This window comes from Sporocytophaga sp. (assembly GCF_017745095.1).
In the GTDB taxonomy this organism is placed as follows: Bacteria; Bacteroidota; Bacteroidia; order Cytophagales; family Cytophagaceae; genus Sporocytophaga.
Map to the genome: position 1 here is coordinate 71,381 of NZ_JAGHZZ010000006.1, position 14,004 is coordinate 85,384.

Here is a 14,004-nt window from a genome sequence, read left to right on the forward strand (position 1 = left end):
CTACTAAGTTACATACTTCAATAATAGTTCAAACTGATTTGATTTTTTCTCAGGCAATTAAAAGGTCATTACCCAGGTTGAGCTTCCGTATTTTGATTTATAATCTTCCAGTTTGCTTTTAGCTTCTTCTTTATCAGAGAAATCCGCTACAGAAACTTTATAAAACTTGTTGGTTTTAGATGGCTTAATTAAAGTAGCATCTACACCTTCTTTGTCAAATTTCTTTTTAAGTCTGTAAGCATTGTCTCTTTTAGAAAAAGAACCTACAATGATAAAGAAACGACCAGACTTCTCAGATATTGCAGGAGTCTTAATCGGCTCAGCTGCTTTCGATGAAGAAGATACATCTGCGCTTAATTCAATATTATTATGCTCTGGCTGATATGCTTCAGCAACAGGAGCCACAGCCTCTGCTACTTCTGATGGTTCTGCGGCAACTTCGTCTTTTATAAGTGGTTCAACTTTCTCTGCAACCGGAGCTTCATTTTTATGAAGAAGGTCAAATGGGAAAACGCTGCTTAAGCTGTTATTTTTCTGGTTGTATAAAAATGCTCCCGCAATTCCCAAAACAAGAATTGGAAGTAATACTAAAATAACTTTAACTCCTTTGTTTTTTTCTTTTGCAACCGGATTACCATTCTCATCCAGCGTAACAGGCTCTGGTTTTTCTGCTGCTTTTTTTACCGGAGGTCTAAGGCCTCTGGTTGGTACTTTTGCCATATTAGAATCTCTATCTATTGGTTTGAAATATAATTCAGATAATCCAAAACTATCATCCAGGTAATTTATTTTATTCTCCGGCTCAAACTCCAGCAAACCATCTGCATTATAGAAGAAACCTCCTATGCCTTTAAAAAAATATTGATTATACCTTTTCAGATTTTCTTTAAGGTTGCTTACAAAATTTTCAACCATTTGATTTGCAAGCACCCTATCAACACCCTCAATCTCCGCCACATAGCCTATCAATACGCCATCGTTATTGATTAGTTGCCCATTAAACGCAATTTTTTTAACCGGTGGTATAAACTTATTACTGACAGGATGAATATCGGCCGAAGAGTAATTTGTAATAAACCCTCCGAATCCGGGTATCACCACGCAATCATAGGTATAGAGTAAATCTTTTATGTAAATTTCTATCATTTTCAAAACGAGTAAGTTACGCCACCCAATATGTTAATTCCTTTAACAGGGTAGTACAAATATCTTTGATATTTTTTAGATAATATATTATTAAATTCCAAAAACGCAGAAAAAGCCGGTGAAAATCTATATTCAACCTTAAGATTAAGATCGGTTATAGGTTTTAGTTTTACGACTTCATTCTTAACAAAGTTTTTGGCTTTTAATCCGCTAATATAGTAAATATCAACATTTATAAATATTTTTTTCTCTAAATTATACCTTCCGCTGAAAGATGTATAAAAAGATGGTCTCTCCCACGCATACTCAAAGTCGCTGACATTGTACCCATAATAATTCAATTTGTACTCCACCATCAGTTCCTTTGAAACATCATAGGACAGCTCCCCTGTCAACTGTGTAAGAGAAGTATTTCCTTTGTCATATAGCGTAACAAATCTTGAGGTATCAGGATTTCCATTATTGAAAAAATAAAGGTTTTTATAATTCTGATAAGAGAATCTAGCATTATAATTCAGTTTTCCGATAACATGGCCTTTGGCTCCTACAAAAAACTCAATTGACTTGTTGGTATGCAAAATCGCAGCATTATTCCCAAGATATGGATTGTCATATACAAATTTCCTCAATGTATTTTTTTGCATTTCCCCATCCAATCCTGCATAAGCGATCAATTGTTTATCTAACACATCATACTCTGCTTTCAGATTAGGATATAGATGAACGCCTTTCACCGACTTAACTGAATCATTAGTATAAGCAACATTGAATCCAAGGTTCAGTCTTATTTTATCCATTACCATGGAATATGAAGGCTTCAGCATAAAAAATGCTCTGTTAACTTTACTTGAATCTTTTCTATTTGATAAAGAAAGCACCGCTCCTACATTGACTTTTCTATCTTCATCCAGCTTGTAAACGCCATTAAAATCTGTCAGAAATTCGCCTTCTTTTGCTTTGAATCGGTCACTTAAATGATAATAATTAAATCCGAGATTGTAACTGATCTGATTGGTTTTATCAAGGTTTTCAACACCTGCATTGATATTAAACAACTGATAGACTTGTTTTATATCTTGTAACTTCAATAGATTTTCATCTCCACCATAGTAATTGAATCTCATCCTGGAATATCCAATACCACCACTGATTACCTGATTTGAAGTAAAATATTTACCATAAGCTTCAGCGAGGTTTTCACTCATGCCTGACAATGATTTTCCAACCGGACCATTTTTGGATGAGTAATGCTTATAATGAAGTCCGTAAAGATATTTCTCGCTTCTCTTACTGTTTATAAAAGCTTCCAGATAAGGAGTTCCGTAATTACCGAAACCTGCCTTCACATAATTACCATAAAACTTCTTAAGAGGTTCATCCGGCATCATGAGCAATTTTATCTTACTTGGAAGATTAGGTAAGTTTAATTTCACTTCCTCAAGCTTATATTCCTGAGGCTTGGTCGGAGGTGTCTTCACATCAAAATGAACTTTCTCAAAGTTTCTGGTAGCTTCCGGAAGATCAAGTTTCAATTCTTTATCATAGATCACAACCTTGTCCTCAATTTCGCCCTGACCAAAAGCAATATTAAAAAATGAAACAGCAACAGCTAAAATAACTGCTATTTTAAATGATCTCATAAAAGTATTTTTTCCGTTATTCATTGCTCTTTCCCTCCTGTCCTTTTTCTACCTTTTCAGTTTCTTTCTCCTTCTCTTTTGATTCCAATTCGCTTAATCTGACTTTGGCCTTTTCTACAGTCTCTTTATGTGGCGACTTTTCAATTATTGATTTCAATGTAGCCTTAGCTTGGAACAGCTCATTAAGGGCGACAAAATTATCAGCAATAAGGAGAAATGACTTGCCTAACCAATTCTCATAAATGGAGAAATTATTATTAAGATCATATAAAGTCTCGAGAGACTGTTTATACTTTTTGTCATTATATTGAATTTGTGCAATCAGATACTGAGCTTCCGCCGCATTAATATCTTTAGCAGCATTTATTGTCTGAATAAAATGATCAACAGCTTTATCATTCTCTCCTTTAGCCATGGCTATCTTACCTTGGTAAAGCATTGCTTTGCTTTCCGCATCAAGGGTTGAGTTACCTTGTTTCAGAATTTCAGAAGTGTAATAAAGAGCGGAATCATATTTCTGAGTATTGTAATAAGCATCTACAAGACCCACATTTGCAATAGATCTGTCTTTCTTTCCTCTGGCCTGAGCAAGAAGAATCTGATAATAATTTTTAGCAGCCTGATAATCTTTATTTAAAAGACTAAGATCTGCTAACCTTTGAATTGCTTTGTTATAATAACTACTTGATCTATCCTCAATAACTTTCTTATAATATTCAATCGCGCTTGTCAACTCGTTTTGTCTGTAATAAGATTCAGCCATATAGTATTGAGCTTCTTTTACATTAGGGTTATCAGGATTTCCGCTGATAAAGGTAAGGAACGACTGTATCGCTTGAGGATATTTCTGATTATTGTAAAGTGCTTTTGCATTTTCAAATTCAAGAACTGTTAATGAAGCTGATTCTTTATTGTCCGGATTATATTCTTTGAACTTAGCAAGTATTGCAGGAAATTCTTCTTCCCTTCCTGCTGCCGCAAGGGCTTCCTGGATTCCTTTAAGTGCATTTTGAGACTCTTCATGAGTAGGAAGATTATCCAAAATGTATTGATAATCCTTTATCGCTTTTTCATATTCTTTGAGGTTAAAATATGCTGTTGCTCTTCTGCTATATGCATATGGTGCATATGGACTTCCTGGTTTTATGCCAATCAATGCACTGTATGCTTTTACTGCATCATTGTTTTCGCCTGTCTGAAGCTCCAATTGTCCTTCCTGGAATAAAGCATCATCATAGTATAAAGAATTAGGATAACGCTTGATTACAGCTTCAAAATTTGTCTTAGCATCCAACACTTCTCCTAAGTTCATTTTTACAAGACCTCTCTGGTAATAGGCATAATCAATGTCAGAGCTTTTATCTGCTACAGCCTCATCATAGTATTTTATCGCCTGCTCATACTGCTTCGTCACATAATACAAGTCAGCCAACCTAAGCAAGGCATCATTATAGTTTTGTTTGTTCTTTTCACCTTTGACCTTATCAATATACGCCCTGAAATGAGGCAATGCTTTATCAAATTGCTTGGTATTATAATATGCATATCCTATTCCATATCTGGACTTCAGATAATATTCATTATCATCTTTAGCATTTGTAAACACAGCTGCATATGCATTTATAGCTGCATTATAATCTTTCAGATAAGATAAAGCTTCGCCTTTCCAGAAGTTTGCATAAATCACGTAATCCTTATTAATAGGATATTCCAATGATCTGTTAAACATATCAATTGCTTCCTGAAAGTTGTTATTATTTAACAGCTCAGTTCCTTTCAAAAAAGTTACAATCTGATAAGTTGCATTGATTCTAAGACTCCTGGATTTAAGACCTTCAATATATGAGATGGCGTCAGAATAATCTCTGGTTTTTAGTAGGGACTCACTAAGAATTTCAGTTGCTTCAGGAACGCGAGGGCTTCCTGGATAGGTTTTCAGAAATTCTTTTAATGCAGGAATTGCTTCAGTATATCTTTCAAGATCAAAATTTACTTTCCCATAATTAAACAATGCTTCTTTCTGAATTTCCTTATTAAGATTGCTTTTTCTCGCCTGATCGAAAGCAGTTACAGCGAAATCCTTTTTTCCTGTCTGCAAATAAGAAACACCGAGATAGTATGCACTGGCCTGAGAGATGGAATCATTGCCTATTGCCAGTCCTTTAAAGTTTTCAGCAGCGTCTTCATATTGTGCATTCTTAAATTGAGAATAAGCTAATCTGTATTGGATCTCCGGATTTGCTTTTATTTTAGCCGTTTGAATGTATTTAGAAAAATTCTCTTCAGCTCTTTTATAATCTTCTTTTCTAAAATAAGCCTCACCCGTCAGCAAGTAGAACTCATCGGCGTTCTGTATATCCTGTTTTGAACTTGTGACAGTTCCAGCGTATGAAATCAGCTGATCCAGCTCGCCTTTTTTATAGTAAATATTTACTATCATGTATGGCACAAGCGGTTTATATGATTCATTCTCTTCTGCTTTCTTTAAGTCAGCTAAAGCAGCATCATATTCACCATTTCTGAACTCAAGATAACCTGCGTAATAACTGGCAGCATAAGTATACTTGTGCTTTCCCCCCTTGATTTTGTTAAACAATGGTGCAGCTTTATCAAAAGCTTTAATATTTAAATATGAATAGGCCAATTTAAAATTAGCATCGAGTTGTTGCTCCTCATTAAGGTTTTCATGATTAACCTTTTCAAAATACTGAATCGCCTTTTCATACTTTTTTGAATTGTAGTAAAAAGTAGCAAGGTCAAAATGAGCTAAAGAAGCCTTTGCATGATATGGATATTTTGAGATGAAATGCTTGTAAAGCGGCTCTGCATCAGGATTAAAGAGATTCAAAGCTGAAAAGGCTATATAGTATTCTGCATCTATGGTTTTCAGATCATTTATTCCCTGACCAACATATTTCTCAAATGCATTGCGGGCGGCGGCATATTTTTCTTTGTCTAAAAGCTCAACTCCATCTCTGAATAACTGGTCATAAGAAATTTTGACCATTGTATTCTGAGCACACACAAAAAGAGGAGTCAGGAGTATAAAAGAAAAAATTAAAAGTTTTTTCAGCATAGTGCCTTATTTAATAAATCAAATATGAATATTTAAAGCGTAAACGGTATTATTTCAATTTTTATTTTTGTAAAAATAAAAATTGAATCGGATCATCAAAATTAAAAACGGATTAATTACCCTGTTTTTGAATTAGTGTAGAATTTTAAAAACTAGTTCTTTCAAAATATCCCCCTCTCCGACACTCACATTGTCAACTCCTTTTAACATCAAATCTGCCTGACGAATATAATGAATGATATTGATGACTTTTTGAGGAGGATAACTCTTGGCTGCGGCAATATAATCTTTAACAAAGAATGGATTCACTCCAAGCAACTTCGCTAGCCCTCCTTCTGACTTATCTTCTGCAGCATGAATCATGAGGACTTTTGTATAGAAATTGAACAAAGTGACAATTATTGGAATTGCCGGATTACTTTTAGGATCAGCCTCAAAATATTTAAGGATCCTGTTTGCTTTCAAAACATCTCTCCTAACTAAAGTATTCTGAAGCTCAAATACATTGTATTCTTTGCTAATCCCAACATACTTTTCAACAAGAGCTTCATCTATGACTACTTTTTCCTTTAAATTGATCAGAAGCTTGTCGATCTCATTTGCAATCCTGCTCAGATTATTACCAATATATTCACTGATCATTCCAGCTGCTCTTGGATTAACTTTAAATCCTTTATCAGTAAAATAACCATCTACCCATTCAGGAATTTTATTATCATAAAGCTTCTTGGAATTAACGAAAACAGTATGTTTTTCAAGACTTTTACCAATTGCTTTCCTTCCATCAACCGTTTTATACTTATGACAAAATACCAATACCGTTGAAGCCAGAGGATTTTGAATATATGCATCCAGGAGCTTGTCTCCTGCTTCTTTCCCCAAATCAGAAATCTCCTGAGCTTCTTTTACAATAACTACCTGCTTATCAGAAAACATAGGAAATTTCCTGGCATTTTGCATTATGGTACTGATGTTAACATCTTTACCATATAGAATAGTCTGATTGAAGCCTTTCTCAGTTTCATTGAGACAGTTTTTCTCAATATAATCGGAGATTGTGTCTATGAAATAAGGCTCTTCCCCTTGTAGAAAATAAACCGGAGCATACTTTCCGTTTTTAAGATCTTTAATTACACTCTCAGGACTTACAGCCACGATTTAAATATTTAATTAACTGTTAAAGTTAAGTATTTTTTAATAACAGAGCCTAAATTATTATTATGACATTTACTGTTCTTCTTCTTCAGGAATCATTTGATTTTCCTATCTTTGCGGTCTTTTAATATCTGAATGATGAAAAATTTTGTTGAAGAACTTAAATGGAGAGGCATGGTTCACGATATCATGCCAGGGACTGAAGAACTTCTGAATAAAGGAATTACAGCGGGTTACATAGGTTTTGACCCTACTGCATCTTCACTAACGGTGGGTAATCTTGTTCAGGTGATGATACTTGTTCACTTTCAAAACGCAGGTCATAAACCAGTTGCCCTGGTTGGCGGTGCTACCGGAATGATTGGAGATCCAAGCGGTAAATCTGAAGAACGCAAACTGCTATCAGAAGAAACGTTAACACATAACCAAAACTGTGTAAAAAATCAATTATCAAAATTCCTAGCCTTCACAGGAGATAATGCTGCAGAGGTTGTTAACAACTATGATTGGTTTAAGGATTTCAGTTTTATCGGTTTCTTGAGAGATGTAGGAAAACATCTTACTGTAAATTACATGATGTCGAAAGAGTCTGTAAAAAAGAGACTTGAAACGGGGATTTCATTTACTGAATTTTCTTACCAGTTGCTGCAAGGCTACGATTACCTTCATTTATATAAAAATAAAAACTGCCGTCTTCAAATGGGAGGTTCTGATCAGTGGGGAAATATCACTGCAGGTACTGAGCTTGTTAGAAGAATGGAAGGCGGAGAAGCGTTTGCGTTGACCACACCATTATTGACAAAAGCTGATGGCACCAAATTTGGGAAGTCTGAAGGTGGTAATATTTGGTTAGACCCTGCAATGACTTCGCCATATAAGTTCTATCAGTTCTGGTTGAATAGTGCAGATGATGATGCTAAAAAATTCATTAGAATTTTCACATTAAAGACAAAAGAAGAAATTGAGGTATTGGAGAAAGAGCATGAAACAGCTCCTCATTTGCGAATACTTCAAAAGGCGCTAGCTGAAGAGATCACTACAAGAGTTCATTCTAAAGATGATTATATAACTGCTGTTAAAGCTTCTGAAATACTATTTGGCAAATCTACAACAGAAGATCTTGAAAGTCTGGATGAGGATACCCTTTTATCTGTATTTGAAGGCGTACCTCAGGTTGACATAACTAAAGATGTTCTGACAGAAACCCTATCTATCACCGATCTACTTTCTGTTGCTACCGGGAATGTAATTTTCGCATCTAAAGGAGAGGCTAGAAAAATGATTACCGGAGGTGGCGTAAGTATTAACAAGATAAAAATCGAGTCAGAACAACGAATTGACTATAAATTACTTCAGAATAAATATCTTCTAGTTCAAAAAGGGAAGAAGAATTATTTTCTATTAAAAGTAAATTAAAATAAAAAAGTCCCGAAAATTCGGGACTTTTTTATTTTAATGACCACCAGTTTCAGCCTTCTTTATAATTTCTTCAAAAAACATGATAGACCAGATAATATTGGTTTTATCGGCATAAGGAATTATATCATCCAAAGTATTTTGCACTGCAGTAAGATAAGTACCTTTATTTTTTACTTCTTTCTCAACGTGCTCAATATTCAAAGGAGTTTCAGGAATACCCATTTCTTTAAGAGTAGCTCCTGGCTTAGATTGTAATGCCAGATAAGGAACAACTTCCGTAAGGATTTTAATTCTTTCCATATACAGCTGAGTAAGCTCAAGTTTTCCAAGACTTTTAAGCTCATCTTCAGTGTGGTACTTAGTTAATTTCGCATCAGCACTTACATATGTAAAAGGTGTTGATTTTGATGCTTTTGATTTATCGTTCTGTGCGGAAACGGAGGAAATTGCAGTAAAGGCTAACGCGGCAATTATTAAATGTTTCTTCATATCCTAAGAGTGGAGAGTTTTTGCTTATCAAATATCCTAATAATTCACTTTTAATTCAAATAAAAACTTAAAAAATCCAAAATCCTTCAATCATTAGAACTTAAGGAAGGATTGGATATTCTTTTGTAATATAAATTTTACTTTTTTAATAAAAAAAATTTACAACTATTTAAGTCTCTGCTTTAGAAAGCTTTCGAGTTTTTCATTTTTGCAAATTGCCTCTAAAGCTCCTTCATACCCAATATTAAAAATCTCTTCTGCTTTTCCTAAGTCAAAAATTCTATACTTACATAATGACTGAGGCTCTATAAACAGATCACAATAGTCTTTTCTTGGTTTTACATTACAACCAACAGAAAGGTTAAAAGTTCTTTCCACCATCGATTTAATAGAAGTAACTTCAAAATTGGGATTATTAGGATTAACGTGGGCCCCAATCAGGAAATCCACTTTACCAATAAGGGGTTCAACGGGTAAATTATTAATAACACCACCATCTACAAGCCTTTTTTCACCGTAAACAAAAGGAGCAAACAGCAATGGAATGCAAGCTGAAGCAAGTATTGGTTCAATCAGATTTCCGCTGTCAAAATAAATAGTTTTCCCTTCTTTCAAATCTGCCGCAGAAATTATCAATTTTATCTTAAGTTCTTCAAAAGTAAGACAAGGCAAATATAGTTTATATATAGGTATAAGCCTTTGCATATTTAAAAGGCCAAATTTGCTCCATGCCGGTCTGAAGTACTTAAACATTCTGGGTTTCAGAAGTGTAGCAAGAATTTGCTCAGGTTTCAGCCCTGCTGCATATAATGCTCCAACAATTGCTCCTGAGCTAACGCCGGAAATCATTTCTGGCTTTAATCCTTTTTCTTCTAATGCCTTTAAAATTCCAAGATGAGCAATGCCTCTTGCTCCTCCGCCGGAAAGTGTCAGTCCGATTTTCATTTACAACACTTCTTTTAATTTGAATGTATCTTTTACTCTGAATCCCTTTTCAGTTTCCTTAATTGTACAGCACTCATGCACAGGGTCATGTTCAAGGAAAATTATATAATCTTTGCTAATTGCATCTCTAAAAAAGATTTCTTTTTCTTGCATTGATATCAATGGTCGAGTATCATATGCCATGATATAAGGAATCGGAATATGTCCTACAGAAGGCAACAGATCTGCAGCAAAAACTATTTTCTTACCTTTATAATCTATAACAGGAATCATCTGCTTATCTGTATGTCCGTCCACAAATAAAAAATTTATAGATTTAAAAGGCGTCTCCTCTCTAATTCCTACAAATTCAAGTTTGCCACTTTCCCTTAATGGAAATATATTTTCCTTTAAAAAACTGGCCTTTTCTCTGGCATTGGGAATTGAGGCCCATTTCCAGTGATCTTCATTAGACCAATAAACGGCATTTTTAAAAGTCGGTTCAATTTTCGTTCTATCTTTATTATATACAGTTGCACCTCCACAATGATCAAAATGCAAATGAGTCAATATCACATCTGTAATATCATTTTCAGAAAAGCCTGCCTTATGAATGGATTTAATCAGAGTATCTTCTCCATGCAGATAATAATGACTTAAAAACTTATCATCTTGTTTATCTCCAATCCCAGTATCTACTAATATGAGTTTATTTCCATCCTCAATGAGCAGACATCGCATAGCCCAAGTGCACAAGTTTTTATCGTCAGCGGGATTTGTCTTTTGCCAGAGTGTTTTAGGTACTACGCCAAACATAGCTCCGCCATCAAGCTTAAAAAATCCTGTATTTATTACGTGTAAATTCATGGAGACAACTTATCTAAAAAGTAATGTTATTTTACCGGACATTTATAAAAAACAAAAAGCTGTTTAGGTCCTAATTGTTTCCTAAACAGCTTTTATTATTTCTTCAGAAAATTGAATTATTCAACAAAAACTCCCATTGCTCCAAATTTTTCAATTCTTTGAGCTATTCTTTCTTCGGATGATAGTTTTGACAACTCATCTATACTATCAATTATTACTTTTCTGATTTTCTTAGCAGTTCCAACAGGATCTACGTGAGCACCGCCAAGAGGTTCTTTGATAATATCATCGACCATTTTATTCTTATGCATGTCGGTTGCAGTAAGCTTTAAAGCTTCCGCAGCCTGCTCTTTGTAATCCCAGCTTCTCCATAAAATTGAAGAACAGGATTCTGGAGAAATAACAGAATACCAAGTATTTTCAAGCATCAAAACCTTATCTCCGATTGCAATACCTAATGCTCCACCAGAAGCCCCCTCACCTATTACAATACAGATTACGGGCACTTTTAATAGGAACATCTCTTTAATATTTCTGGCAATAGCCTCTGCCTGCCCTCTTTCTTCAGCTTCAAGACCAGGGAAAGCTCCGGGAGTATCTATAAATGTAACAATAGGAACATCAAACTTTTCTGCCATTTTCATAAGGCGAAGCGCTTTTCTGTATCCCTCCGGATTAGCCATTCCAAAGTTTCTCAATTGTCTTTGTTTGGTATTTCTTCCTTTCTGATGACCAATAATCATTACAGAATGGTCACCTACCTGAGCAAGTCCACCAATCATAGCTTTATCGTCTTTTACAGAACGATCTCCATGCAACTCAATAAATTTATCAGCTATAGCATTGATATAATCGAGTGTATATGGTCTGTCCGGATGCCTGGACAATTGCACTCTCTGCCATCTGGTAAGGTTAGAGTATGTTTCTTTTTTCAAAGTCTTGATTTTTTCTTCCAAAGATTTAACCGCAGAGGAAACATCCACATTATTTTCCTGAGCCAGCAACTTCATATCAATTAACTTAGCTTCCAGTTCCGCGATTGGTTTTTCAAAGTCCAATAACATATTTTGTTAAGAATAGTATTACTGCAAATTTATAAAATATAATTTCTGAACATATACCTCAATGCAACTTTAGATATAAACAACTATAAACCAAAAAGTTAAGTTTAAAATTTATTTTACATATAGAAAAATTTTTTTTCAAAAAAAGGTTTTATTAGTTTTTCCTCCTGCATCACAAAGAGTTGAGGAACTAAAAATCCTTCCGCCAACGAAAGGACTTTTAAAATATTTATAACATAAATGTCTTTTTTTCGTTCTATTCGCTTGCTTTTATTTCCATATGTCTTTTTTAAAATTAATTTTGGAACAATTAATAACCTAACATATTTTAAATTTTAAAGTAGTAGTTGAATGGATAAAAAACATGCAGATACCTTATTAGTAGAGATTGCCTGGGAGGTTTGCAATCAGGTAGGCGGAATTTATACCGTCATTCGTTCAAAGGTCCCAAGCATGATTGAGAAGTGGGATGAAAACTATTGTCTGATTGGTCCATACGTTCATAGCAGAATGCCAGCTGAATTTGAACCAGTTGAAAACGAAGACGATCCTTTCTATCAAGCTGCCAAGCAACTTAGAAGTTTTGGATATGAAGTTCATTATGGCTACTGGCTTGTCTCTGGAAAGCCAAGAGTAGTTCTTTTGAATCCTTTTAGTATTTATAATAAATTAAATGAAGTGAAGTATATTTTGTGGGAGCACCATGGAATTTCTTCACCGGAAGGTGATGATCTCATAAATCAGGTTATCGCATTTGGGCATTTGGTTAAATTATATTTCGCCGAGCTTACTCTTGTAACCGATAAAAAAATCATCGGGCATTTCCATGAATGGATGGCCGGAACTGCAATTCCCGCAATAAGAAGAGATAACTTACAGGCAACCACCGTATTTACAACTCACGCTACACTTCTTGGTCGATATCTGGCAATGAATGATGCTCATTTTTATGACCATCTCCCATTTTATGACTGGGAAAAAGAAGCTGTGAATTTTAACATAGAAACTTCAGTTAAAATTGAGCGTGCTGCTGCCCATGGTGCGCATGTATTTACCACAGTAAGTGAGGTAACGGCCAGAGAATGTGCTTCTTTGCTTGGCAGAAATGCGGATTTGATTCTACCAAATGGTCTGAATATCGAACGTTTTACAGCTCTCCATGAATTTCAAAACCTTCACAAAGAATATAAAGAAAAGATTCACCAATTTATCATGGGGCATTTCTTTCACAGTTATTCTTTTGATCTGGATAAAACTCTTTACTTCTTCACTTCTGGTAGGTATGAATACAAAAACAAAGGTTTTGACCTAACATTAGAAGCCCTTGCTAGACTTAACTGGAGAATGAGGCAAGAAAATATGGATATGACAGTTGTCATGTTCTTTGTGACCAAACAACCTTATCACTCTATAAATCCAGCAGTGCTTCAATCCAGAGCCGTGATGGAGGAAATAAGACAAGATTGTAAAGCCATTGAAAAACAGGTTGGAGAAAGGCTTTTCAATGAAGCGGCTGCGAGTGGCGACATAACGATGCCCAACCTCAATAATTTTGTTGACGAATACTGGAGATTAAGACTAAGAAGAACGCTGCAATCCTGGAAATCTAACCATCTTCCATTTGTAGTAACCCATAATTTAATACATGACCAATACGATGATATCCTTAGCTTCCTAAGGACTGCTAACCTAGTAAACAACTGGTATGACAGGGTAAAAATCGTTTATCATCCTGACTTTATATCTCCTACAAACCCGTTATTTGGTATGGAATACGGACAGTTTGTAAGAGGCTGTCATTTAGGAATTTTCCCAAGTTATTACGAGCCATGGGGATATACTCCGCTTGAATCTATTGCAAGTGGTGTACCAGCTGTAACAAGTGACCTTTCTGGTTTTGGTGATTATATCCTATCAAACATCCCTCAACATGAAGAAAAAGGACTTTATGTTGTAAACAGAAGATACAAGAGCTTTGATGAAGCTGCCAATCAGCTGACAGACCAGCTCTATTCATTTGTTAAACTTGCGAGAAGAGAAAGAATTACTCAACGAAACCTGGTTGAAAGTTCTTCTGAAACATTTGACTGGAAAAACTTATCCGTATACTATGAGCGGGCATATGACCTTGCTTTAAATTATTTATAATTTTTCAAAAAGAGGCTGTATTTTTAAAGTATAGCCTCTTTTTATTTCCCACTCCCACCAATACAATTAACTAAAA

Annotated in this window: 10 protein-coding genes; 2 read left to right on the top strand and 8 right to left on the bottom strand. The window is 34.9% G+C overall.

Annotated elements, in window-relative coordinates; all coding sequences use genetic code 11:
- Positions 1 to 57: 57 nt before the first annotated feature.
- The 4 genes from J7604_RS10690 to holA all read right to left on the bottom strand — a co-directional run bounded on the left by J7604_RS10690 (position 58) and on the right by holA (position 7,017).
- Entirely contained in the window at positions 58 to 1,146 is a 1,089-nt protein-coding gene (locus J7604_RS10690) for an SPOR domain-containing protein (protein WP_293895373.1), read from the bottom strand.
- A 2-nt stretch (positions 1,147 to 1,148) separates the two neighbouring features.
- Positions 1,149 to 2,786 carry a hypothetical protein gene (locus tag J7604_RS10695; RefSeq protein ID WP_293895376.1) on the bottom strand — a complete coding sequence of 546 codons (1,638 nt, stop codon included), beginning with the start codon at positions 2,784 to 2,786 and terminating at the stop codon, positions 1,149 to 1,151.
- Between the two features lie 16 nt (positions 2,787 to 2,802).
- On the bottom strand, positions 2,803 to 5,862 hold the full coding sequence (locus tag J7604_RS10700; RefSeq protein ID WP_293895379.1) for a tetratricopeptide repeat protein: 3,060 nt from the start codon (positions 5,860 to 5,862) through the stop codon (positions 2,803 to 2,805).
- A 132-nt stretch (positions 5,863 to 5,994) separates the two neighbouring features.
- Positions 5,995 to 7,017: a DNA polymerase III subunit delta gene (gene holA, locus J7604_RS10705; RefSeq protein WP_293895382.1), complete on the bottom strand. Its 1,023-nt coding sequence runs from the start codon at positions 7,015 to 7,017 to the stop codon at positions 5,995 to 5,997.
- Between the two features lie 138 nt (positions 7,018 to 7,155).
- Here holA and tyrS point away from each other — a divergent pair, with 138 nt between their 5' ends.
- Positions 7,156 to 8,433 (top strand): tyrosine--tRNA ligase, encoded by a 1,278-nt coding sequence (gene tyrS, locus J7604_RS10710; protein WP_293895385.1) that lies wholly within the window; start codon positions 7,156 to 7,158, stop codon positions 8,431 to 8,433.
- A 36-nt stretch (positions 8,434 to 8,469) separates the two neighbouring features.
- On the opposite strand, the gene J7604_RS10715 is transcribed toward tyrS, so the two are convergent.
- The 4 genes from J7604_RS10715 to J7604_RS10730 form a co-directional block, all read right to left on the bottom strand.
- Positions 8,470 to 8,925, bottom strand: a complete 456-nt coding sequence (locus tag J7604_RS10715; RefSeq protein ID WP_293895388.1) for a hypothetical protein — start codon at positions 8,923 to 8,925, stop codon at positions 8,470 to 8,472.
- 165 nt (positions 8,926 to 9,090) lie between these two features.
- The gene (locus J7604_RS10720; protein WP_293895391.1) at positions 9,091 to 9,870 is read right to left on the bottom strand and encodes a patatin-like phospholipase family protein; all 780 of its coding nucleotides are present in this window, start codon (positions 9,868 to 9,870) and stop codon (positions 9,091 to 9,093) included.
- Entirely contained in the window at positions 9,871 to 10,716 is an 846-nt protein-coding gene (locus J7604_RS10725; protein ID WP_293895394.1) for an MBL fold metallo-hydrolase, read from the bottom strand. It abuts the gene before it with no gap.
- A 116-nt stretch (positions 10,717 to 10,832) separates the two neighbouring features.
- Positions 10,833 to 11,780: an acetyl-CoA carboxylase carboxyltransferase subunit alpha gene (locus J7604_RS10730; protein WP_293895397.1), complete on the bottom strand. Its 948-nt coding sequence runs from the start codon at positions 11,778 to 11,780 to the stop codon at positions 10,833 to 10,835.
- Positions 11,781 to 12,131: 351 nt separating this feature from the next.
- Here J7604_RS10730 and J7604_RS10735 point away from each other — a divergent pair, with 351 nt between their 5' ends.
- The gene (locus tag J7604_RS10735; protein ID WP_293895400.1) at positions 12,132 to 13,928 is read left to right on the top strand and encodes a glycosyltransferase; all 1,797 of its coding nucleotides are present in this window, start codon (positions 12,132 to 12,134) and stop codon (positions 13,926 to 13,928) included.
- The last annotated feature ends 76 nt before the right edge of the window (positions 13,929 to 14,004 follow it).

Coding starts and splice junctions, on each gene's coding strand:
- J7604_RS10715 (WP_293895388.1), bottom strand. CDS start 8,925: ATGAAGAAACATTTAATAATTGCCGCGTTAGCCTTTACTGCAATTTCC.
- J7604_RS10690 (WP_293895373.1), bottom strand. CDS start 1,146: ATGATAGAAATTTACATAAAAGATTTACTCTATACCTATGATTGCGTG.
- J7604_RS10730 (WP_293895397.1), bottom strand. CDS start 11,780: ATGTTATTGGACTTTGAAAAACCAATCGCGGAACTGGAAGCTAAGTTA.
- J7604_RS10700 (WP_293895379.1), bottom strand. CDS start 5,862: ATGCTGAAAAAACTTTTAATTTTTTCTTTTATACTCCTGACTCCTCTT.
- tyrS (WP_293895385.1), top strand. CDS start 7,156: ATGAAAAATTTTGTTGAAGAACTTAAATGGAGAGGCATGGTTCACGAT.
- J7604_RS10735 (WP_293895400.1), top strand. CDS start 12,132: ATGGATAAAAAACATGCAGATACCTTATTAGTAGAGATTGCCTGGGAG.
- J7604_RS10720 (WP_293895391.1), bottom strand. CDS start 9,870: ATGAAAATCGGACTGACACTTTCCGGCGGAGGAGCAAGAGGCATTGCT.
- J7604_RS10695 (WP_293895376.1), bottom strand. CDS start 2,786: ATGAGATCATTTAAAATAGCAGTTATTTTAGCTGTTGCTGTTTCATTT.
- J7604_RS10725 (WP_293895394.1), bottom strand. CDS start 10,716: ATGAATTTACACGTAATAAATACAGGATTTTTTAAGCTTGATGGCGGA.